The 20,542-nt window shown below is 56.1% G+C and carries 19 protein-coding genes, 3 tRNA genes and 1 pseudogene; 11 read left to right on the forward strand and 12 right to left on the reverse strand.

Going from position 1 to position 20,542, the window contains the following annotated elements:
- Positions 1-59 precede the first annotated feature (59 nt).
- Positions 60-773 carry a methyl-accepting chemotaxis protein gene (locus AC0J6G_RS13440; protein ID WP_475253754.1) on the reverse strand — a complete coding sequence of 238 codons (714 nt, stop codon included), beginning with the start codon at positions 771-773 and terminating at the stop codon, positions 60-62.
- A 144-nt stretch (positions 774-917) separates the two neighbouring features.
- Positions 918-2,057: pseudogene (locus AC0J6G_RS13445) on the reverse strand (HAMP domain-containing protein); the annotation flags it as partial.
- 253 nt (positions 2,058-2,310) lie between these two features.
- Between AC0J6G_RS13445 and AC0J6G_RS13450 the strand changes: the two are divergent.
- A complete protein-coding gene (locus tag AC0J6G_RS13450) occupies positions 2,311-3,204 on the forward strand; it encodes an ROK family protein (protein WP_475248476.1) in 894 nt (297 codons plus the stop codon).
- Between the two features lie 231 nt (positions 3,205-3,435).
- On the opposite strand, the gene ampE is transcribed toward AC0J6G_RS13450, so the two are convergent.
- From ampE to AC0J6G_RS13465, 3 genes are all read right to left on the reverse strand, one after another.
- Positions 3,436-4,272, reverse strand: a complete 837-nt coding sequence (gene ampE / locus AC0J6G_RS13455) for a regulatory signaling modulator protein AmpE (protein ID WP_475248478.1) — start codon at positions 4,270-4,272, stop codon at positions 3,436-3,438.
- Positions 4,269-4,832, reverse strand: a complete 564-nt coding sequence (gene ampD / locus AC0J6G_RS13460; RefSeq protein WP_475248480.1) for a 1,6-anhydro-N-acetylmuramyl-L-alanine amidase AmpD — start codon at positions 4,830-4,832, stop codon at positions 4,269-4,271. Before ampD ends, ampE begins: the two co-directional genes overlap by 4 nt.
- Positions 4,833-4,981: 149 nt before the next feature.
- Positions 4,982-7,297, reverse strand: a complete 2,316-nt coding sequence (locus tag AC0J6G_RS13465) for a DUF1631 domain-containing protein (RefSeq protein ID WP_475248482.1) — start codon at positions 7,295-7,297, stop codon at positions 4,982-4,984.
- Positions 7,298-7,660: 363 nt separating this feature from the next.
- Here AC0J6G_RS13465 and nadC point away from each other — a divergent pair, with 363 nt between their 5' ends.
- Positions 7,661-8,509, forward strand: a complete 849-nt coding sequence (nadC, locus tag AC0J6G_RS13470) for a carboxylating nicotinate-nucleotide diphosphorylase (protein ID WP_475248484.1) — start codon at positions 7,661-7,663, stop codon at positions 8,507-8,509.
- 226 nt (positions 8,510-8,735) lie between these two features.
- Here nadC and AC0J6G_RS13475 read toward each other — a convergent pair whose 3' ends face one another.
- Both AC0J6G_RS13475 and AC0J6G_RS13480 read right to left on the reverse strand, forming a co-directional pair.
- Positions 8,736-10,358 (reverse strand): tetratricopeptide repeat protein, encoded by a 1,623-nt coding sequence (locus tag AC0J6G_RS13475; protein ID WP_475248486.1) that lies wholly within the window; start codon positions 10,356-10,358, stop codon positions 8,736-8,738.
- A gap of 114 nt (positions 10,359-10,472) precedes the next feature.
- Positions 10,473-10,907: a pilin gene (locus AC0J6G_RS13480; RefSeq protein ID WP_475248488.1), complete on the reverse strand. Its 435-nt coding sequence runs from the start codon at positions 10,905-10,907 to the stop codon at positions 10,473-10,475.
- A gap of 217 nt (positions 10,908-11,124) precedes the next feature.
- Between AC0J6G_RS13480 and pilB the strand changes: the two genes are divergently transcribed.
- The 5 genes from pilB (at position 11,125) to yacG (ending at position 16,077) form a co-directional block, all read left to right on the forward strand.
- Positions 11,125-12,828 (forward strand): type IV-A pilus assembly ATPase PilB, encoded by a 1,704-nt coding sequence (gene pilB / locus AC0J6G_RS13485; RefSeq protein ID WP_475248490.1) that lies wholly within the window; start codon positions 11,125-11,127, stop codon positions 12,826-12,828.
- Between the two features lie 3 nt (positions 12,829-12,831).
- Complete coding sequence (locus tag AC0J6G_RS13490; protein ID WP_475248492.1) at positions 12,832-14,049, forward strand: type II secretion system F family protein; 1,218 nt, start codon at positions 12,832-12,834, stop codon at positions 14,047-14,049.
- 3 nt (positions 14,050-14,052) lie between these two features.
- The gene (locus AC0J6G_RS13495; RefSeq protein ID WP_475248494.1) at positions 14,053-14,922 is read left to right on the forward strand and encodes a prepilin peptidase; all 870 of its coding nucleotides are present in this window, start codon (positions 14,053-14,055) and stop codon (positions 14,920-14,922) included.
- Between the two features lie 343 nt (positions 14,923-15,265).
- On the forward strand, positions 15,266-15,880 hold the full coding sequence (gene coaE / locus AC0J6G_RS13500) for a dephospho-CoA kinase (protein ID WP_475248496.1): 615 nt from the start codon (positions 15,266-15,268) through the stop codon (positions 15,878-15,880).
- Positions 15,877-16,077, forward strand: a complete 201-nt coding sequence (gene yacG, locus AC0J6G_RS13505; protein WP_475248498.1) for a DNA gyrase inhibitor YacG — start codon at positions 15,877-15,879, stop codon at positions 16,075-16,077. Before coaE ends, yacG begins: the two co-directional genes overlap by 4 nt.
- Positions 16,078-16,080: 3 nt before the next feature.
- Here the strand turns inward: yacG and AC0J6G_RS13510 are convergent, their stop codons facing one another.
- Positions 16,081-16,296: a hypothetical protein gene (locus AC0J6G_RS13510; protein ID WP_475248500.1), complete on the reverse strand. Its 216-nt coding sequence runs from the start codon at positions 16,294-16,296 to the stop codon at positions 16,081-16,083.
- Between the two features lie 104 nt (positions 16,297-16,400).
- The gene (locus AC0J6G_RS13515) at positions 16,401-17,090 is read right to left on the reverse strand and encodes an energy-coupling factor ABC transporter permease (RefSeq protein ID WP_475248502.1); all 690 of its coding nucleotides are present in this window, start codon (positions 17,088-17,090) and stop codon (positions 16,401-16,403) included.
- Between the two features lie 143 nt (positions 17,091-17,233).
- Here AC0J6G_RS13515 and AC0J6G_RS13520 point away from each other — a divergent pair, with 143 nt between their 5' ends.
- The 4 genes from AC0J6G_RS13520 to AC0J6G_RS13535 all read left to right on the forward strand — a co-directional run bounded on the left by AC0J6G_RS13520 (position 17,234) and on the right by AC0J6G_RS13535 (position 19,970).
- Positions 17,234-17,863 carry a DUF1780 domain-containing protein gene (locus AC0J6G_RS13520; RefSeq protein WP_475248504.1) on the forward strand — a complete coding sequence of 210 codons (630 nt, stop codon included), beginning with the start codon at positions 17,234-17,236 and terminating at the stop codon, positions 17,861-17,863.
- Positions 17,860-18,354 (forward strand): MOSC domain-containing protein, encoded by a 495-nt coding sequence (locus AC0J6G_RS13525; RefSeq protein ID WP_475248506.1) that lies wholly within the window; start codon positions 17,860-17,862, stop codon positions 18,352-18,354. The genes AC0J6G_RS13520 and AC0J6G_RS13525 overlap by 4 nt, the downstream gene beginning before the upstream one ends.
- A gap of 77 nt (positions 18,355-18,431) precedes the next feature.
- Positions 18,432-18,605 carry a DUF3094 family protein gene (locus AC0J6G_RS13530; RefSeq protein WP_475248508.1) on the forward strand — a complete coding sequence of 58 codons (174 nt, stop codon included), beginning with the start codon at positions 18,432-18,434 and terminating at the stop codon, positions 18,603-18,605.
- A gap of 63 nt (positions 18,606-18,668) precedes the next feature.
- Positions 18,669-19,970 carry an NAD(P)/FAD-dependent oxidoreductase gene (locus AC0J6G_RS13535; RefSeq protein ID WP_475248510.1) on the forward strand — a complete coding sequence of 434 codons (1,302 nt, stop codon included), beginning with the start codon at positions 18,669-18,671 and terminating at the stop codon, positions 19,968-19,970.
- A 117-nt stretch (positions 19,971-20,087) separates the two neighbouring features.
- On the opposite strand, the gene AC0J6G_RS13540 is transcribed toward AC0J6G_RS13535, so the two are convergent.
- The 3 genes from AC0J6G_RS13540 to AC0J6G_RS13550 all read right to left on the reverse strand — a co-directional run bounded on the left by AC0J6G_RS13540 (position 20,088) and on the right by AC0J6G_RS13550 (position 20,330).
- Positions 20,088-20,163: transfer RNA gene (locus tag AC0J6G_RS13540), tRNA-Lys, on the reverse strand.
- A 5-nt stretch (positions 20,164-20,168) separates the two neighbouring features.
- A tRNA-Pro gene (locus AC0J6G_RS13545) sits at positions 20,169-20,245 on the reverse strand.
- 9 nt (positions 20,246-20,254) lie between these two features.
- Positions 20,255-20,330: transfer RNA gene (locus tag AC0J6G_RS13550), tRNA-Asn, on the reverse strand.
- Positions 20,331-20,542: the final 212 nt, after the last annotated feature.

The raw sequence follows: 20,542 nt of genomic DNA on the forward strand, positions 1-20,542 counted from the left end.
GGCCTTGGCGGAATAAAAAAGCCCGCCAGGTTGGCGGGCTTGGTTCAAGCGGGGCTTGATCAAACGCGGAATGCGCCGATCAACTGCTTCAAGCGGGTTACCAGTACAGATAGCTCACGGCTAGCCTGCTCGGTCTGGCTGGCACCTTCAGCAGTACGTTCGCCGGCCTGGCTGATCTCGACAATATTCTGGTCAATATCCTGCGCTACGGCGGTTTGCTCTTCTGCGGCGGTGGCGATCTGTTGGTTCTGGTCAACGATCATACCCACCGCACCAAGGATGTTATCCAGTGCCTGTTGCACCTTGGCGGACTCGTTCACCGTGTTGTCGGCCATTTGATGGCTGGAACTCATCGCCTTAACCGCCGCGCCAACACCGCTTTGCAGCGTGGCAATCATCGACTCGATTTCCTGGGTGGACTGCTGGGTACGCTTGGCCAGGTTGCGTACTTCGTCAGCCACCACCGCAAAGCCACGGCCCTGCTCGCCGGCACGCGCAGCTTCAATCGCCGCATTCAACGCCAACAAGTTGGTCTGTTCGGCGATGCCTTTGATCACATCCAGCACCTGACTAATCGAGGCGCTGTCGCTGGCCAGCTTGTTGATTACCGCCACCGATTGGTCGATTTCCCCAGCCAGACGCTGGATGCTGCCGACCTGCGACTCAACCAGCGCACGGCCACTGACCGTTTCATCATTCACACTCTGCGCACTGCCCACTGCAGCGGCGGCGCTGTGCGCCACTTCCTGCGCCGTAGCGGACATCTGGTTCATGGCGGTGGCAATCAGGTCGATCTGCCCACGCTGGCCGGCAACCGCGTGGTTACTTTCCCCGGAGACGTGCTGCACACGGTCGGCTTGGCGCTCGACTTCCTCGACCGTCTGCCCTACACGCTCAATCAGCTGATGAATCTTGCTCACTGTTTCATTGAACACCTGACCCAGCTCGCCCAGCTCATCCTGACTTTGCGTTTTGATGCTGACGGTCATATCGCCTGCTGCCACCTGGTTCATCACCTGACCGAGGCTCTTTAGCGTGCTGCGGATCGATACATAAAAACCGCCGTACAGATAAACAATCAGCAAGAACACCACCACCAAGGCGACCACTAGGAGCACCATCTGCAGGCGGTTCTCCTCCAGGCGCACCTGCAGTTGCTGGTCAAGCAATACCAGCACGGCACTGTTCAATTGATAGGTCTGTTCCATCGCCGCACTGACATCGCTGTAGAACTGCGCCCAAGGCGTATCCAGCGAGTCGGCAATGACCACCTTGTCCTCAAACAACACAGCGGAAGTTTTCAGGGTTTCCAGGCTGCTGGCCGCCTGACTGGCCAGTGCGGTACGGGCCTGCGCGCTGCTGTTAAGCGAGGCTTGTAGATTCAAACCGTACTCGGCGTGCAGCTTTTCCAGCTCAAGCAGCAGCTCATCAAAAGCGGTGCTGGCCGATGAGTTAAGAAAGCCTTGCGCCAGCGAGTAGGCGCCAATGGCCCGGCCTTCGCTGAGGGCGGCTGTCACCTTGGGGGTGTCCACGGTAACCAGTTCGACCAATTGCCGAACCTCGCCATGCCGATCCTGGCTCAGGCCCGCTTGACTGGCGATCAGCTTGATAAACACCTGCGAGGAACCCAGCAGCTTTTCGGCCAGGGCGATCTTGCCTTGCAGCGATGTTTCACTTTGCACGGCTGCTAACTCGGCAATCAGTTCATCGCGCTTGTTGTTGAATTCGTCGACCTGCTCCGCACCCACAGCCACCGCCGTCATGCCCTGCAGCTCAGTGGAAAGGGTTTGCTGAAGGGTATCCAAACGCGCCTCTAGATCACCGGCCTGGCCGGACTGGCCAATCATGGCGTTGATCTCGATGAGGTCGACGAAGTCCTCTAGGTTGCGCCGCAGCGTCAGGCTATCGCCAAGCAGGTCGATACTTTCCAGCGCCGCCTCGGTGCTGACGAATTGCCGGTAGGAGTCACGTACCAGGTAGAAGTTGGTAACCAGCATGGGCAGAAAGAACAGCACGCTGATCAAACTGAATTTCATACCGAAGCTGAGGCGATTCATTAGCGCGATGGCCGGATACAACGCGGTCTTCACAGGACGTCTCCAGTTCTAATTATTGTTGTGTCAGGTTACAAATAGGCCGCGCTGCATGGCAAACGGCAACCTAGGTGTCCCTTAAAGCTCGACCTGCGGCTATGTGCATCAACCGGGTAAATACCGGCAAATTGACGTGATCAATGTCACACAATTGCGGCCAAGCGTAGCGCCATGTATACCCCTTATCGACTCCAACCTCTGTAACTTAAGGTTAATGATGCGCGCACCGCTGAAGCTGGGAATTGACTTGGGTGGCAGCAAAGTAGAGATCATCGCGCTGGATAACGGCCAGCCGGTTTTACGCCGCCGCGCCCCAACACCTCAGGGCGATTACGGGCAAACCGTGCAGCTGATCACTCACTTGGTTGAGGCATGCGAGCGCGAACTGGGCCAGCGCGGCAGTGTGGGTGTCGGCATCCCCGGCACTCGCTCGCCCGACCATGGCCGGATCAAAAATGCCAACTCCCAATGCCTGATTGACCAAGACCTGCAGGCTGACCTTGAACGGAGCCTGCAGCGCCCGGTACGCCTGGCTAATGACGCCGATTGTTTTGCTCTGTCGGAAGCTTGTGATGGCGCCGGAGCCGGTGCTGCCAGCGTTTTTGGCGTGATACTCGGCACCGGCGTGGGCGGCGGACTGGTAGTGAACCAGCAGTTGCTCAGCGGCCCAAACGCCATTGCCGGAGAATGGGGGCACAACCCCTTGCCCTGGCGCCGTCCCGAAGATGGCGCAAGCCGGCGCTGTTACTGCGGCAAAGAAGACTGCATCGAAACATTCTTAAGTGGCCCTGGCTGGGCCGCCCGCAGCAACCTCGGCCTGGATGCGGCCGCTCTGGTAACCGCCGCGAAGAACGGTGACTCAGCCGCGCAACAGGCCATCAGCTGTTATTGCGATCAATTGGCACGCGGCCTGGCGTCGGTGATCAACTTATTTGATCCGTATGTGATTGTCTTAGGCGGCGGCCTTTCCAATAACCCGTTGCTGTACACCCACGTAGCGCCTCTGCTGCCGCGCTATGTGTTCTCCGACCAGGTCAACACGCGCCTGTTGCAAGCGCGTCACGGCGACTCCAGCGGCGTACGTGGCGCCGCCTGGCTGTGGAACGAATAACGAGCCTTAGAGCGGCTTTACGATCTCGCGAGCTAGAGCCCTGCAAGGCGCTACGTGAGTAACAGCCTCCGGCTGGTCAAAACCGGTGAAGAGGCGGAGTGTACTTTTATACATGAGCACTAGTGGTTTCACCCGCCCGTCAGGTCGCGCTAAAGCGCGTTAGCCGCCAGGGCTTTCCGGGCCTGTTTTTAACGCAGCAGGGCCGACGCGCAGCAGATCATAAATGGGTTCTCAGAGAAGCAGAGTCCAAGCAGCAAACACCGCGTACCAGAACACCGCTGCGCGCACCAGCAACTGCCAGAGGCCATCCAGGCTGCTGACACCGGCCTCACCAATTACCGGCTCCGGCGTCTCTCCCGCGGCGCGTGCAGTATTAATGGCCAGCTGCGCCGCGCTGATATCCCAGCTGAGCAGCTCATGCAGCAACGCCCTACTGACTCCGGCAAAGTTACCCACCAGCGCAAAGCTGGCGGCCAACACCCGCACCGGCAGCCAGTCGAGGCCATGCCGCACCTGCGCGGCAGCCTCACGCAACGTTGGCAAGCTGGTGTGCTCGCAGCTCAAAGCGACCAGCCGGTAGGCCAATGCAGCCAAAGGCCCCAGCAGCGCGTACCAAAAAATCACCGCAAAAAAACTCTGGTAGGCCTGCCACACCAAGTGGCCCTGCACGCGTTGCAGCAACGTACCCTCGTCGTCCGCCTCCAACGCCAGATCACGTCGGGCCACCAGATACGCCGCTTCAGCATCACCACGGCGCCAGCTGTCACGAAACGGCCCCAGCGCTGCCAGCAAATCGCCACGCCCCAGGCTGTAAATCACCACCAACAAATGCACCGGTAGGGCCAGCCAGCCATAGGCCACCGGCGCCACCAATAACAACAGAAGCTGCAGCGCCAACAGCGGCAGCAGCACCAACACAGCCAACGCCAACCAGGGCCGCGCAGCCAACTGCGGTTTACGCTCCGTCAGCGCCAATAACTGCAACCAGGGGCCATCGTGTTGAACACGCTTGCGCCAGGCCGAAAACTTCTCAACCCAGAGCACCAGCAGTAGCACCAGAAAATTCATGTCAACTCCTTGTCTTGCTGCAATGCCAGACGGACGCGCTGCCAATCAAATGCGGGGCCAGGGTCGGTTTTACGCCCCGGGGCAACATCACTGTGCCCACATATGCGCGCCAGGGTAATCGCCGGATAAGCCGCCTGCAGCTGGCGAACCAGATCAACCAACGCCGCATACTGCTGCGCAGTGAAGGGCAGATCATCGGTGCCTTCAAGCTCAATCCCTAAGGAAAAATCATTACAGTTTTCCCGCCCAGCAAAGCAGGATTGACCGGCATGCCAGGCGCGCTCGTTACAGGAGACAAACTGGGTAACCACCCCATCACGCTCGATAAAAAAATGCGCGGACACCTGCAAGCTGGCGATGCTAGCGAAATACGGATGCTCATCCGCATCCAAACGATTCTGGAAAAACGCCTGCACCTTGCCCGTGCCGAACTGCCCAGGCGGTAAGCTGATGTTGTGAATCACCAACAGCGACACTTCCCCCTGCGGCCGCTGATTGAAGTTGGGGGATGGGCAGTGCTGGACGCTGTCGCACCAGCCACTGCAAGGGTCCAGCTGCATACAAAGCTCCTTGATCGAACAGTCACTCTAGTGCAGCCCCGCCCTAAGGCCAAGACCGAAACCTCGCCACGCACCTAATAACCGCACCGACACAAAAACGCCGCCAGAGCAGAGCCCCGGCGGCGCGTTTGCTAACCCCAAGCGGCCGATCAGGTGCCTTTGAGCTTACGCAGATTGCCAATCACTGATTCCAGCGCCCGGTCAAATAGCAGCGCGTCATCCAATAAACGAATGGCACTGCGGCGGAATTCAACCGCCAGGCCCATACGGGTTTTCTCCAACACCTTCATCCCAGTCCGATTGACGAAGATGTACTTGCCGGTCGGTTTGATCACCGCCGCCAGCTTGCAGCGCAGCTTGTGCTCGTCATCTTCCTGAAACTCAACCCAGCTGCCGACCCGCAGGTTATCCACTTGCAACAGCGCTGCATCATCGTCCGGCAGGCTGACTTCTGGCTCGGCGGCGCGCAGCTCACCCGGCGCCAGCAGGATGATTTCTTCCACCACCTCAACCATCACCGGCGCAGTAATGGCCTCAGCGGGCGTCAAGTCCAACAGCGGTAAATCCACCCCGCTCTCAGCCAACGTAACGCACGGCTCATCACCTAACTCAGCGTGCGCAGGCATATCAACCTGCGGCGCCTCTTCCGGCAGGCTGCGCTTAAAACGCTGGAAGGCCTGCACATGCAGAGCTTCTAGTTGAGTAAAAAACTCACCGGTGGAAAATGGATCAAACGCCGCGCTGGCGATGCCTGCACGCAACGCTTTGAGCAACCCCGGCACCATCTCCAACAAGCGCATGCGGGCTTCAGGCTCGTTGTGCGGCTCCACGCTCCAAACCAAATCATCCATGGTCGCCAAGGCAGCTTGCCACTCGGCTGATTCCACACCGTGTTTCAAGCAGGCGAGCATCAGCACCTTGCTCCAGGCCTCCTGCAGCAAGCGCACCACCACCTCAGGCAAGGTCTTACCAAGTAGCCGCTGATTCAGTGCCAGCTCAACTTCACGCCGCGCCATTGCGGCCTTGGCGCTGCCCTCTTCGGCATCGCGGGTGCGCTGCTCAAGCAACTCGCTGCGGCGACGCTCGTCACCGGTAAAGGCGAGAAACTCGGCCAGCAACTCGGAGAAGATCAGCGGATCATCAACAAAGTCGTTAAGCAGACGCTGCACCACCTGCTCGATCTTCTGATACAGGCTGTCGCGCTGGGTATCATCCTGCTCACCCCAGCCAAGCGCCGCCGAAGCAATTTCGTTGAGCAAACGGCGCGCCGGATGGCTGCCACGGCTGAAGAAGGTTTTATCGATTACCGCCACTTTCAGCATTGGGATCTGCAGGCGGCCAATCAGCGCCTTGAGCGAATCCGGTAAGGTGCGGTCATCGAGAATAAACTCAAACAACATCGACACCAGATTGATGACGTCTTCATCAACCTCCCCCACCACTCGCGCTTTGCCGGCTTTAGCGCTGGCGCGGACCAGCAAGCCCTCAAGCTGCTCACGCAAATCAAAATCATCAGTGACCTGCGCAGGCGCACGCTGCTGCATGTGCGAGAGCAAACGCATCAGGTCATTACTGGAGATCGGCATGGCATCCGCTGGCTGATTGCGCCGTGGCACAGCAATGCCACGCGCCTGCGACAACAGCGCCTGCAAGGCGCCGAACACTTCCTGCACGCCCTCATCAGCGAACCCAGCAGACAGCTCAGGGGCGGTCGCCTGAGCATCGCCACTGGCTGACGCGCTGGCGCGCGACGGGTTACGCCGTGCCGGCGCGGATTTCAGCTCAGGCAGTACGCCGGCCGCGATCAATGTTTGATTGGCCTCGGCATACAACTGATCAAGACCGCTCAGCACGTATTTTTCAAACAGCTTGAGGATGATCAGCTTGACCTTGATCTCGACGCCCAGGCTGCTGCAGGCATCCAGAAAGAACTCGCAGAGGCTGGTCGGGCCGAGGGGGTTGGTTTTGTCATCTAACTTCTTGCTGACCATTGCGTTAAAGCGCGTGGTCAGGTGGCTGAGCGCCGCCGCGTCACGGCTGACAACCTTAGCCACCATCGAATCCAACGCTACCGACTCTTCCAGCGCATCGTTCTGTACCAGTGACAGGGCATCGAACGACACCGCATCCAACGGTGCAGGCTTGCCGATTTCATACTGGTTAAGCGTGGCGAAGGCTTCAAAGACCTTCTGCAGGAAGCCACGCTCGATATTTTTGCGCTTCAAACGCAGATCGCGCATCGCTTCGAAAAAAGCATTTTGCTCGGCGTTGCTGGTGGCACGGTCGGCCATCTCGAACAGCGTGTCGTCGGCATTATCAAACAGCGCCTGCAAAGCCGTTTTCAGCTGTTGCGCTGCGTTGTCACGAACAGTTGTCAGCGCCACAGGCAGTCTTCCTACCGGTGAAGTGGGCGATTGCTCAGGGCTCACCTTGCTCAGGCGCACCACATTCGCGTCAGTCTTCATTGCGAGTCTCCTGCAGACTGCCCCTCTTGGGCTAACCGATCTGCACAGCGATCAACTGAGCATCATCCGTAACGTCAAAGGCCTGGCGTCAACAATTCTAAAAAGTAAATCCATTATAGGGATGTGCACGCACATACCAAGCTGACTTTTCATCCAGACATGACCCAGGTCACAGATGCGGCGCCGCAGCCTCCCAACGGTCATCTGCAGCGGCTAACGCTGCACGTCATATCGCGCGACCACACACAACGTACTCAGAACCTTCACCAGCATAGCCGCACTGCCGCCAGAGCACAGTTGCAAACACTGCGCAAACAGCCGGCAATCCCTATAATCGGCGCATTATGCTGACTGGAGCCCATCATGCCTAACCTGACCCTCGCCGACCTCACCCACGAAATCGAGGCCAACGTGCGCCGCGCACTGGCAGAGGATATCGGCAGCGGCGATATCACCGCCCAATTGATACCCGCCGAGCGCCTGGCACACGCCAAGGTCATCACCCGTGAAGCCGCCACCATCTGCGGCACCGCCTGGGTCGATGAGGTATTCCGCCAACTCGACCCACGGGTCGCCGTGCACTGGCACATCCAGGACGGACAACGCGCCGAAGCCAACCAAGTGTTGTTTGAACTAGAAGGCCCAGCCCGCGCCCTGCTTAGCGGTGAACGCAGCGCCCTGAACTTTCTGCAGACCCTCTCCGCCGTCGCCACCCGCTGCCAACACTATGCCGACCTCGTGCAAGGCACCGCTGTGAAATTGCTCGACACCCGCAAAACACTCCCTGGCCTGCGCTTGGCGCAGAAGTACGCCGTGACCCAAGGCGGCTGCCACAACCACCGCATCGGCCTGTACGACGCCTTCCTTATTAAAGAAAACCACATCGCCGCCTGCGGCGGCATCACTCACGCCATAACCGCCGCCCACAAAATATCCCCCGGCAAGCCGGTGGAAGTTGAAGTGGAGAGCTTGCAGGAACTGCGTGAGGCACTCGACGCCGGCGCCGACATCATCATGCTGGATGAATTGAGCCTGGGTGAAATGCGCGAAGCCGTCACCATCGCCCAAGGCCGCGCTAAGCTGGAGGCATCAGGCGGCGTGAATGAAAGCACCTTGAGAGCGATTGCCGAGACTGGGGTGGATTATGTGTCGATTGGGGCATTCACTAAGTATGTGAAGGCAGTAGACTTGTCGATGCGACTGAGTTTGTAAACCATCTAATACCGCTCAAGGCGTGAGCGATAATTATTAAACATCGCACACAAACGAGTTTTTTTGACAGATGGTGGAGTCGCCTTTGGCGATTCAACCATACGAATCAATCTGCCATACCGAGCGGGAGCAATCCAGCCCACACTTCAGCCAGCATAAATAACTCTAGCAGAACAGTTTCGGTGCTACTTTACTCGCAATAACCGATTCGATAAACCATGCTCATTCAAAGCTCTTTAATTTCCCCACATGCAAATTGGCTACCCAACGAGCAAGCTTTTTTCAATGCACTATCAGCCGCACGAAACTGCCCCAAGCCCTCCAGAGCCCTAGACAATCCAATGTAGGATTTTGAGTTTCCCGGAGACATTGAACCTAACATCTCAAACTCAGCCTTTGCACCCATCCAATTTTTTTGATCTAGATAAATAACTCCTCGCTGTTGATAAGCATGGCTATATGCCGGATTGAGATCAACAACACGATTAAAATCAGCCATTGCTAGATCCAGACGCCCCTGCCTATACAGTTCATTTCCTCTATTGTAATAAATCCTATAACCTCCATAAACCTTAGAATGCTCAGAAGTTCGCTCATAAAGCCGGGCAGCCTCATCCCAAACTAGATACGGATGAGCCAGCGTAGAGAGCCGATCAAAAGAAAGCGCCGACAAATACAAGACACAAAAGAACGCCAGACTGAACAAAAACCTAGGGCTTAAGCGCCGCGCCCCCAAGGCAAGCAAAATAAATAAACCCGGCCCCCAGAGATAGCTCCTATACAGAACAAAAATCTCCTGCAAGCGAACAACTGAAAATTCAGTTACAAAAAGCACTCCTGGCATCAACAAAGAAAAACCCAGCAACCCCAAACTTCCTCCACGCAGTAATAAGATAAAGCCAAAACCAATATAGGCAAAAAATAAAGCCCCCCCCCCCCACAACGACCAAGAGTAAAAGCCAAGGGGAAACACCTCCCGCATATCAACCGACATCATTGTAGAAACGGGGAAAACCCACATGTACAAATACTTAAAAAATAAACCCGCTTGATTAAAAACGCTTAACAGATACAAGTTCTTCACTGGCCTTTCGGTTTCGGATATTAAAACCTCCTCGGCTAAAACCTCATAAGGCACCCCAATAATCCCTGCGCTTTGTAAAACTACCAGAACAGACAACAAGCCCTGCACCAACAACACAGAAAAAATCTCTCGCCGCGAAACCTGCACAACAAAATCACTACGCACATACAAGACCAAGAGCAAAGTGGATACCAATGGAAGCATAACCGAATGTTCCTTAGCGAAAACCGCTAATCCGAAGAGCGGGCAGGACAGCCACAACCAAAAACGCGAACCATTCATTCCACGCAAAAAACCAAACAGACTGAAAATAGAGAATAGCGTAGCGAAAATTATAGTGCGCTGAATCAAATACCCCTGAGAAAAAATAGAAAGCGGGTGTACTGCAAATAAAGCAGAGCCTAAAAACGCCGAAAAGTGCACCCCAACTCTTACATTTAATTTACCAGAAGCATCAAAATTCAATAGAAGTTGTCGAATAAAAAAATACAGCGCTAAGACTGTAGACATGTGAGCAAATAAATTCCCCACCCGCTGCCAAGCAATACCCGAACCCAGATATACGAATGTAACTGCCAACGTTTCATAAACCCACCAGCGCGGAGAAAACCGAACACCATCATCAATATATGCCTCTGGGGCACCCTTCAAAAAAAAATAGTTGTCGTCAAATATAAGTGGATTTTCAAAAAACAAAATACAGATCAATACCAACCAAAAATATAAAAGTATAAAATGAAACCAGCGCACGGAAAAAAAATGCATCAAGCCTCCAACATATAACAAACAAAAAATAACGCCCCGCAAAAGCAGGGCGCCATATCTCACAACCAACTAAAACCCCGCGTGCCAACACAAAAAACTAGACACGCACCGCAATTAGTTATTCTTAAGAATTGCAGCCTGAGCAGCAGGCTGAGTTACAGTAGTCGAATTAGTCCAACGAATGGAGGTGGTATTCACAGCAGGGGTCATTGTTATCGTTTGGCCGTCAACGTTAGTCCCGATACCGTTGCCCAGCGTAAGCACCACTGTACCAGCAGCCACATTGGCACTTGTAACTTCTTTAGTAGCACTAAACACAGGAACACCATTAGAGCCAGTATTACAAGCTGCAAGCACGCCACCCGCCTCTTGCGCGCAAACAGACACCGCCGTTTTTAAAGCATCAGCGGCAGTCAGAGCATTAGCAACTTTTGCTTTAATTGTATAGTCCTGATACTGCGGAATTGCGATAGCAGCCAGAATACCGATAATCGCAACCACGATCATCAATTCGATAAGCGTAAAACCTTTTTGCATTTGAGCTTTCATCTAGCATCTCCTTAGTGTGTATAGGTCGACGACCTGACCTACTAATGCAGCCTTCGTGCCAACTCTAAACACTGCTCTAACCTGGGTTAAAGGCACCGAAGCGCAAGCAGCAGCCTCAGCATCGACACTAACTGCCATTTTTTGTCACCCTAACTCACTGGGTTTGGCACGCCTAGAGCAACTAGGCTATAACGCACGCATTGTTATGGAGCCTGTGATGAACGATAGCGTGTCCCTTACCGGCTTAGCCCGGCAGATGGTGCTGGCGGAACTGCTGGATGAAAAAACAGCGCAACACGCTCAAGGTCAGGCGCAGCGCAACAAGCTGTCGCTGGTCACCTACCTAGTGCAAAACAAGCTAGTCAAAAGCCGAGTATTGGCCGAACTGGCCAGCGATCAATTTGGCGTGTCCTTTGTTGACCTGAATGCCATCGACAAAGAAAACCAGCCTAAAGACTTGGTCAGCGAGAAGCTGGTTCGCCAACACCGCGTATTACCGCTGTGGCGCCGAGGTAATAAGCTATTTGTCGCAGTCTCCGACCCAACCAACCATCAAGCCATCACTGACATTCAATTCAGCACCGGCATGAACACAGAAGCCATTCTGGTTGAGGACGACAAGCTCGGCGAAGCTATAGACAAATTCTTCGATTCCGCGACCAGCGGCATGGATGACCTGGCCGACGTTGACCTCGACGGCCTGGATGTCGAAACGGTTAATGATGACGCGGAGGTAAAGGCTGACGGCAACTCCGCAGACGACGCCCCGGTGGTGCGCTTTGTTAATAAGATGCTGCTGGACGCGATTAAAAAAGGCTCCTCAGACCTGCATTTTGAGCCTTACGAAAAGACCTACCGCGTGCGCTTTCGTACCGACGGTATTCTGCATGAAATCGCCCGCCCGCCTATTCAGCTGTCGCCCCGTATTTCTGCGCGCCTGAAAGTAATGGCCGGCCTGGATATTTCCGAGCGACGCAGACCGCAGGATGGGCGCATTAAGATGCGCATCTCGAAAAGTAAATCCATCGATTTTCGCGTCAGCACTTGCCCAACCTTGTGGGGCGAGAAGATCGTGATGCGGATTCTTGACTCAGCCAGCGCACAGATGGGCATCGACGCACTGGGCTATGAAGAGTCGCAAAAAGAACTTTACATGGCCGCCCTCAAGCAGCCGCAGGGCATGATTCTGGTGACAGGCCCAACCGGCTCGGGCAAAACCGTATCGCTGTATACCGGCCTGAACATCCTCAATACAGTGGACGTGAATATCTCTACCGCCGAGGACCCAGTGGAGATCAACTTGGAGGGCATCAACCAGGTCAACGTTAACCCCAAACAGGGCATGGACTTTACCGCGGCGCTGAAAGCCTTCCTGCGTCAGGACCCGGACATCATCATGGTCGGCGAGATTCGTGACCTGGACACCGCCTCCATCGCTATTAAAGCCGCACAAACTGGGCATATGGTGATGTCGACCTTGCACACCAACAGCGCTGCGGAAACCTTAACCCGCCTGCGCAACATGGGGGTGCCGTCCTTTAACATCGCTACCTCGGTCAACCTAATTATTGCTCAGCGCCTGGCGCGCAAGCTGTGTAGCGCGTGCAAGAAGGAAATCCAGATCCCACGCGAGACCCTGCTGGAGGAAGGTTTCCCGGAAGACAAGATCGGCACCTTCAAAATTTACGAGCCCGTAGGCTGCGAAAATTGCAATGGCGGTTACAAAGGCCGTGTCGGTATTTATGAAGTGGTTAAAAACACGCCGGCCCTACAGCGGATTATCATGGAGGAAGGTAACTCGATTGATATCTCCATCCAGATGCGCAAAGACGGCTTCAATGACCTGCGGACCTCGGCCTTGCTAAAGGCCATGCAGGGCGTGACCAGCCTCGCTGAAGTAAACCGCGTGACAAAGGACTAACCAATGGCCGTTAAAGCACTAAAAACCAGCACCTTCGCGTGGGAAGGCACCAATAAACAGGGTGCCAAGATAAAAGGCGAAGTCAGCGGCCAAAACCCGGCATTGGTAAAAGCGCAACTGCGCAAGCAGGGCATCAACCCGACCAAGGTGCGCAAAAAATCCGCCTCGCTGTTCAGCGCGGGGAAAAAAATCAAACCAATGGACATTGCGCTGTTTGCCCGGCAAATGGCAACCATGATGAAAGCCGGCGTGCCGCTGTTGCAGTCCTTTGACATTATTGCTGAGGGTGTAGACAACCCTAATATGCGCAAGCTGGTGGATGATATTAAACAGCATGTTGCGGCAGGTAATAGCTTCGCGGCCTCCCTCAGAACACGCCCCGAATATTTTGATGACCTGTTCTGCAACTTGGTAGATGCCGGGGAGCAAGCAGGCGCCCTGGAAAACCTGCTGGACCGTGTTGCGACCTACAAAGAAAAGACCGAAGCGCTCAAAGCCAAAATCAAGAAAGCCATGAATTACCCCATTGCGGTGGTGCTGGTGGCGGTGATTGTTTCGGCTATTTTGCTGATCAAAGTTGTGCCGCAATTCGAATCTGTATTTGCCAACTTTGGTGCTGAGCTCCCCGCATTCACCCAGTTTGTAATCGGTATATCCCAAGCCCTACAAAAGTGGTGGTTCGTAATTTTGCTTGGCATGTTTGCCGCAGCCTTTGCCTTTGGTGAAACTAAAAAACGCTCGGAGAAATTCCGTAACTGGCTCGACCGCACCGCACTGAAGGCGCCGATTGTGGGTGACATCATCTACAAATCATCCGTTGCGCGCTATGCGCGTACCTTAGCCACCACATTTGCGGCAGGTGTGCCGCTGGTGGAGGCACTGGACTCTGTAGCGGGTGCAACCGGCAATATCGTATTTAAGAATGCGGTGAATAAAATCAAGCAGGATGTCAGCGCCGGTATGCAGCTGAACTTTTCTATGCGTAGCACGGATGTATTTCCCTCAATGGCCATCCAGATGACTGCCATCGGTGAAGAGTCGGGGGCACTGGACATGATGCTGGATAAAGTCGCCAGCTATTACGAGGCTGAGGTTGATAACGCCGTCGATGGTTTGACTGCACTCATGGAGCCGCTGATTATGTCGGTACTCGGCGTACTGGTCGGCGGCCTGATCATTGCCATGTACCTACCTATCTTCCAACTCGGCAATGTCGTTTAACCTATGGCCTTAATCGATTTTTGGGCCGGCCATGTTCATGCCTTTATTTTATGTGCGCTGCTGATTGGCTTACTGATCGGTAGTTTTATCAATGTCGTAATTTACCGCCTGCCGAAAATGATGCAGCGCGACTGGCGCGAACAGGCCCGCGAAATATTAGAACTGCCCGCCGAGCAGCAGACAGCAACCTTCAACCTGGTATTACCCAACTCAAGCTGCCCGCACTGCGCCCATGAAATAAAGCCTTGGGAAAATATCCCGGTTATCAGCTACCTGTTTCTGCGCGGTAAATGCTCCGGCTGTAAAGCGCCGATTAGCCTGCGTTACCCGCTGATTGAGCTGACCTGCGGTTTGCTCTCGGCCTACATTGCCTGGCACTTTGGTTTTACTTGGCAGGCCGGCGCGATGCTGCTGTTGACCTGGGGCTTGCTGGCGATGAGCCTGATTGATGCTGATCACCAGTTGCTGCCGGATTCACTGGTGCTGCCGCTGCTGTGGCTTGGCCTTATTGCCAATAGTTTTGGCGTATTTACCAGCCTGGAAGATGCACTGTGGGGCACGATTGCCGGCTACCTGAGTCTGTGGTCAGTTTATTGGTTGTTTAAGCTGGTCACTGGCAAGGAAGGCATGGGTTATGGCGACTTTAAGCTGCTGGCCATGCTGGGCGCCTGGGGTGGCTGGCAGGTGTTACCGCTGACGATTTTATTGTCCTCGCTGGTTGGCGCAGTACTCGGCCTGATCATGCTGCGCCTGCGTAACGCCGAAACCAGCACACCGATCCCGTTCGGCCCCTACCTGGCGATTGCCGGCTGGTTTGCACTGCTCTGGGGCGAGCAGATCACCGCCAGCTACCTGCAGATTGCCAGGTTCTGATATAGCGCAGCAGCCCGAACTACATCTGGGCTGCTGCAATAATCCATAGGGTGGGTTAGGCGCGAACCAGGATCACGCAAACACCATCGGCTCTCAACGCGCCGTAACCCACCATGGCGTTCTACCGAGAAAATCCAATGGTGGGTACGCCGCGCTCGAATGGCGTGGCGTACCCATAATCAGCGCTAGCGCCGCTAACCGTCCCTACAAAAGCAGGGGCAAGCAAATCACGGCCCGCTACCTGCGGATTGCCGGGCTCTAGGTTCGTGGCGGGTTGTTCGCTTCGCTCCTGAATCCGCCCTACAATCGCCCCCCCCTGAATCACCGACACGAGCGCCATACTTTGACTGTAAAACCCTGGATTCTTGGCCTTACTGGCGGTATCGGCAGTGGCAAGAGCGCTGTCGCCCAGCACTTTATCGACCTGGGCGTGCATGTGGTTGACGCTGACCATGCAGCGCGCTGGGTGGTTGAACCCGGCAAGCCGGCGCTGGCTAAAATAGTCGAGCATTTCGGGGCTGAGGTTCTGCACACTGATGGGCAGCTTGATCGCACCGCACTGCGCAAGCGGATCTTTGCCGATGCGTCCGAGCGGCGCTGGCTTGAAGCCTTGCTGCATCCGCTGATCGGCCAGGAAATAGCCCAGTACCTCGCTCGTGCAGAATCACCCTACGCCATTTTGGTATCGCCGCTGCTGGTTGAATCCGGCCAGCACAAGCTGACGCAGCGCATATTGGTGGTGGATGCGCCTGAGCAGCTGCAAATAGAGCGCACCATGGCCCGCGACCAAAGCTCCAGCGAACAGGTGCAGGCCATTCTCAAGGCCCAAGCCAGCCGTGAAGAACGCCTAAGCCACGCCCATGATGTGTTGCTCAACGACCAAGATCTGCATGGGCTACAAGCCGAAGTAGAACGACTGCATAACTTTTACCTGACCCTACGCGGAGGCCAAGCATGAGCACGCCAACTTTAGTCACCTGCCCCACCTGTAGCGCACCTGTGGAGTGGGGCCCGCAAAGCCCAAGCCGCCCCTTCTGCTGCGAACGCTGCAAGCTGATTGATCTTGGCGCTTGGGCCGCAGAAGAACACGCGATTGCCGGCAACCCACTGGAAGACGATCTGTTTTCTGGCGAACTGCCGCCACGCGAGCATTGATCATCAGGGCCGCATAAAACTGTAATCGCGCTCATCATCCAAGTTGTCGGCGAGAAACTGCAGCTCTGCGGCTAGATCTACTGCGCTACGCATACCCCGGCTACGTTCGATCACGGCGCTAAGCAACGCCCGCAAGGCCATGGCCTGATCAAAGTGTTGCGCGCTCTCACCCTGCAAGCTCTGCTCAATTGTTTGTCTTGCCCACTCATGCACACCCATATCGCGCACTCCTGATAGATGCATGAACAATGGCGCACAGCGGCGAGCCTGGCTTGATTTGGATCAATCCGTGCCGTGCAATCAGAGCCCTGAAGCATGCACCATCAGCGCGGCAGATCATCATCCTTCCAGGGCGCGGCGAGATAACGCGTGCGGTTGAAGGTTTCTAGCCAATCCGGGTAAAACACCACCAACGCAGTCACCAGCATGCCGTTGATAAAGGCTTCGGGGAAAATCACCAGCCAGAGATAGCCGATGAAATCGTCTAACCAGGGCGGCATCGGGAACAAGCCGTCCAGCCAAAGCAACGAGAAGGCGACCACGATAAACAGCAAGGCCGCCAGCGCCGCAGCGAAGAAGCCGTTAAAAAAGATATAAACGAACAAATTGCGCGGCTGCTTTTTCTCGACCCAGAGCGCGCAAGCCTCTGTGACCCACACGGGGATCGCCACCAACAGCACGCCATTTACACCTAGCGCAGCCAGGTCATGCCTACCCAGCGCCAGCAATCCCAGCTGAGCAACTAGCCCCACCAGCATGGCCAGCGGCCAGTCCAGCAATAAGGTGACGGCGGTCATGCCTATAAAGTGGTAAGACAATCCCGAGTCGAAATCGCGCCGCACCAACCACAGCACAAACAGCGCCAAGGCTGTGCCGCCGAGCAGATGCTGCCGACGTAAATCACTGCATAGCTCAACCCAGGGCGCACGCCAAATCGCCCAACACAGCAGCGGGATGTAGATCAACCAACCCATCACCAGGCTGGTAGAAGACAGTAAGTGCTCGGCAATCATCGAGAACAACTCCCCTGCAATTGTTGTGACGCGTGCAGTCTACAACCGCTGCCATGCCTTGCGCGTAGCCAGCCGTTGAAAAGCCTGAAACAACCCACATAGAGGGGTACCTACAACCCAGCTGCGCAGGCTAAGCTGAGCGCATGGATGATTCAGACTACCTGCGCCTACTGACGCACCAGGCCGAACAAGCCAACGCCTTTCTCTCCAATGCGCGCAAGTGGGAACGCGAGCGTTGGGTTTGCCAGCGCCTGCTGCAAGCGCTAAACGTCAGGCATCGCCTGGATGAATTCAGCGCCGCCGACCATGAGCCGCCTGATGTGTTATTTCGTGATGCCAGCTTTGAAGTGTTCTTTGTACTCGACGAAGGGCGCCGGCTGAATGATGAATGGCGCGCGGAACTGGAGCGACGACGCAGCGCATTCTCCCTCAGCCAACTGGTGCGCCGCGAAGTCAAACCCCGGCGTATCGCCGCCGCCGATTTACAACAGCGGCTAACGCCCACCTTGCGCAAGAAAGCCCATAACTACAAAGAGCGCGGCCTTGACCTCGGCGAACTGGACCTGCTTGCTTACGTCAACCTGAAACGCGCCGTACCGGATTTCAATAGCCACTTCCCACCGCCCACCGAGTTTCTTCGTCAGGGCTGGCGCTCACTGTCACTGGTCGGCCCAACCTTTGCTCGCGTGCTCTTCGCCCACCCCGATGCGCCCGACTTTCTGCGCAACAACCTCGGCCGCTCGGTGCTTTTTGATGTAGGTATCAGCCTATGAGTCCACTGCATGAACTGCTCGCAGCAGTCCCGCAACAAGGCTGCGTGCGCTGGATTGGCGTGCGCCCGGCTTCACGGGCAACGATGATCGAATTAGATGCTGTCGAAGCGCGCCGCGAAGCCGGCCTCACCGGCGATCACAGCCGCCCAGGCCCGCGTAACGCGAGGCAAGTGACACTGATCCAATGGGAGCACCTAGCGGTTATCAGCGCCCTGATGGGCCGACCGACCGAACAGCCAATTACCGCGCCTGAGCTGCGCCGTAATATCGCCATCAGCGGGATCAACCTGTTTAGCCTCAAAGGCCGGCGCTTTCGCCTCGGCCAGGCGATTCTGGAAACCACTGGCTGGTGCCAACCCTGCGCAAAACTGGAAGAACGCCTGGGGCTTGGTACGTTCCAAGCCATGCGCGGCCACGGTGGAATTACCGCGCGCGTGCTACAAGGGGGCATTATTCGTTTAAATGACGCCCTGCGCGTTGAGCCTTTGTAAGCCGCGCCGCTAAAATGCCACCCCCTCGGCCGGCAGCACCAACCCATTGCCCACCCGCCCTTTTATTCGAGGCACCTATGTCCAGTCGCCTGAACCCTGATGATCAAAAACGTGTCGAGCAATACCTCAGCGCTCCGCAGCATCAGGTCGAACGCCAACCGTTCAAGGTTTGGCGACTGTTACTGGTCATCGTGATCACCACGATTGGCCTGGGCCTGCTGAGCCGCCTGCTGAGTCGACTGGTGCTATGAGCCGCTTCGCGCTCGCCCACAGCGACTCACCACTTATTCTTAAAAGCCTTGTGAGCGTGCCTGATGACTCATCAAATCATAATTGTCGGCGGCGGCGCCGGTGGACTGGAGCTTGCCACCCGCCTGGGTAGAACCCTGGGTAAGCGTGGCCAAGCCAAGATAACCCTGGTTGACGCCAACCTGACGCACATCTGGAAACCGCTGCTGCACGAGGTGGCTGCGGGCTCACTGAACTCCTCGGGCGACGAATTGAACTACGTGGCGCAAGCCAAGTGGAACCATTTCGAGTTCCAACTGGGGCGGATGTGCGACCTAAACCGCATGAAAAAACGCATCAGCCTAGCCGCAACCCTGGACGACCACGGCCAGGTGCTGATGTCTGCTCGCGAGCTGAGCTACGACAGCCTGGTCATTGCCGTGGGCAGCACCACCAATGACTTCGGCACCGCCGGCGCCGCCGAGCACTGCCTGTTTCTCGACACCCGCGAGCAAGCCGAGCGCTTTCATCGCCAGCTACTCAGCCATTACCTGCGCGCCCATGCCAGCCAGAGCGAAACCACCGAGCTGATTAATGTTGCAATCGTCGGTGCCGGCGCCACAGGCGTTGAATTGGCGGCCGAGTTGCACCATGCAGCGCGCGAGCTGGCGGCTTATGGCCTGGACCGAATCAGCCCGGAGAATATGCGCATCACCCTGATCGAAGCCGGTCCGCGCGTGCTGCCAGCATTGCCGGAGCGCATCAGCCAGCCGGTGCACAAAACCCTGGAGAAACTCGGCGTTACCGTGCTTACCGGCGCGGCCGTCAGCCAGGTCACCCGCGACGCACTGCATACCGCACAAGGTCAGGTCATCCCGGCCACGCTGAAGGTCTGGGCGGCAGGCATTCGCGCACCTGATTTCCTCAAAGGGCTGGACGGCCTGGAAAGCAATCGCATCAACCAGCTGCAAGTACGCCTGACACTGCAAACCACCCTAGACGACAGCATCTTTGCCTTCGGCGACTGCGCCGCCTGCCCACAACCTGGCAACAACGGGCGCAACGTGCCGCCGCGCGCACAAGCGGCGCACCAGCAAGCGTCGTTGCTGGCGAAATCACTGAAGCTGCGCATCGAGGGCAAGGCCCTGCCGGAATACCGCTACCGTGATTACGGCTCACTGATCTCACTGTCGACCTTCTCAGCGGTTGGCAACCTGATGGGCAACCTGACCGGCAGCGTCATGCTCGAAGGCTGGCTGGCCAGGATGTTCTACGTATCGCTCTACCGCATGCACCAGATTGCGCTGTACGGCGTAACCCGCACACTGCTGATGATGCTCGGCGACCGAATCGGCCGCAGCACTGAGCCTCGCCTGAAATTGCATTGATGCCCGTGCGGGCAAGGCCTGGCCTTGCCCACTACCCTAATCAATATTGAAACGGTAAATCACAGGCAATAAAAAACCCGCACTAGGCGGGTTTTTTACTTTCAAGCGTGCTTGAAATGGTGGGTCGTGTGGGATTCGAACCTACGACCAATTGGTTAAAAGCCAACTGCTCTACCAACTGAGCTAACGACCCAAAAATGGTCGGGGTAGGGGGATTCGAACTCCCGACATCCTGCTCCCAAAGCAGGCGCGCTACCGGACTGCGCTATACCCCGATGAAAGATTGGCTCCGCGACCAGGACTCGAACCTGGGACCCAATGATTAACAGTCATTTGCTCTACCGACTGAGCTATCGCGGAACTACTTGCTTCCTTTCTCAAATAACCGAACCGCTTGTTAATTCGTTTCGCTTGTCTGAGGCGCGCCATTTTACGGTTTATCGCTGACCTGTCAACCCCTAAAATTGCTTTTAGTACAATGATTTGCAGCTGCGTGATGGGCTGCTATATCTTCACGGTGTCTGTGATCATTGCAGGACGCATTTGCCGTAAGGCCTCAGTCAGGAAAGTCC

This window comes from Pseudomonas sp. TS_SC_3, from assembly GCF_056156225.1.

What these genes read in the sequence shown, in the direction of transcription:
- AC0J6G_RS13465 (WP_475248482.1), bottom strand. Translation starts at nt 7,297, where the DNA reads ATGAAGACTGACGCGAATGTGGTGCGCCTGAGCAAGGTGAGCCCTGAG.
- nadC (WP_475248484.1), top strand. Translation starts at nt 7,661, where the DNA reads ATGCCTAACCTGACCCTCGCCGACCTCACCCACGAAATCGAGGCCAAC.
- AC0J6G_RS13490 (WP_475248492.1), top strand. Translation starts at nt 12,832, where the DNA reads ATGGCCGTTAAAGCACTAAAAACCAGCACCTTCGCGTGGGAAGGCACC.
- ampD (WP_475248480.1), bottom strand. Translation starts at nt 4,832, where the DNA reads ATGCAGCTGGACCCTTGCAGTGGCTGGTGCGACAGCGTCCAGCACTGC.
- AC0J6G_RS13535 (WP_475248510.1), top strand. Translation starts at nt 18,669, where the DNA reads ATGACTCATCAAATCATAATTGTCGGCGGCGGCGCCGGTGGACTGGAG.
- AC0J6G_RS13515 (WP_475248502.1), bottom strand. Translation starts at nt 17,090, where the DNA reads ATGATTGCCGAGCACTTACTGTCTTCTACCAGCCTGGTGATGGGTTGG.
- AC0J6G_RS13495 (WP_475248494.1), top strand. Translation starts at nt 14,053, where the DNA reads ATGGCCTTAATCGATTTTTGGGCCGGCCATGTTCATGCCTTTATTTTA.
- pilB (WP_475248490.1), top strand. Translation starts at nt 11,125, where the DNA reads ATGAACGATAGCGTGTCCCTTACCGGCTTAGCCCGGCAGATGGTGCTG.
- AC0J6G_RS13440 (WP_475253754.1), bottom strand. Translation starts at nt 773, where the DNA reads ATGAACCAGATGTCCGCTACGGCGCAGGAAGTGGCGCACAGCGCCGCC.
- AC0J6G_RS13480 (WP_475248488.1), bottom strand. Translation starts at nt 10,907, where the DNA reads ATGAAAGCTCAAATGCAAAAAGGTTTTACGCTTATCGAATTGATGATC.
- ampE (WP_475248478.1), bottom strand. Translation starts at nt 4,272, where the DNA reads ATGAATTTTCTGGTGCTACTGCTGGTGCTCTGGGTTGAGAAGTTTTCG.
- AC0J6G_RS13450 (WP_475248476.1), top strand. Translation starts at nt 2,311, where the DNA reads ATGCGCGCACCGCTGAAGCTGGGAATTGACTTGGGTGGCAGCAAAGTA.
- AC0J6G_RS13520 (WP_475248504.1), top strand. Translation starts at nt 17,234, where the DNA reads ATGGATGATTCAGACTACCTGCGCCTACTGACGCACCAGGCCGAACAA.
- AC0J6G_RS13530 (WP_475248508.1), top strand. Translation starts at nt 18,432, where the DNA reads ATGTCCAGTCGCCTGAACCCTGATGATCAAAAACGTGTCGAGCAATAC.
- AC0J6G_RS13525 (WP_475248506.1), top strand. Translation starts at nt 17,860, where the DNA reads ATGAGTCCACTGCATGAACTGCTCGCAGCAGTCCCGCAACAAGGCTGC.
- AC0J6G_RS13510 (WP_475248500.1), bottom strand. Translation starts at nt 16,296, where the DNA reads ATGGGTGTGCATGAGTGGGCAAGACAAACAATTGAGCAGAGCTTGCAG.
- yacG (WP_475248498.1), top strand. Translation starts at nt 15,877, where the DNA reads ATGAGCACGCCAACTTTAGTCACCTGCCCCACCTGTAGCGCACCTGTG.
- AC0J6G_RS13475 (WP_475248486.1), bottom strand. Translation starts at nt 10,358, where the DNA reads ATGCATTTTTTTTCCGTGCGCTGGTTTCATTTTATACTTTTATATTTT.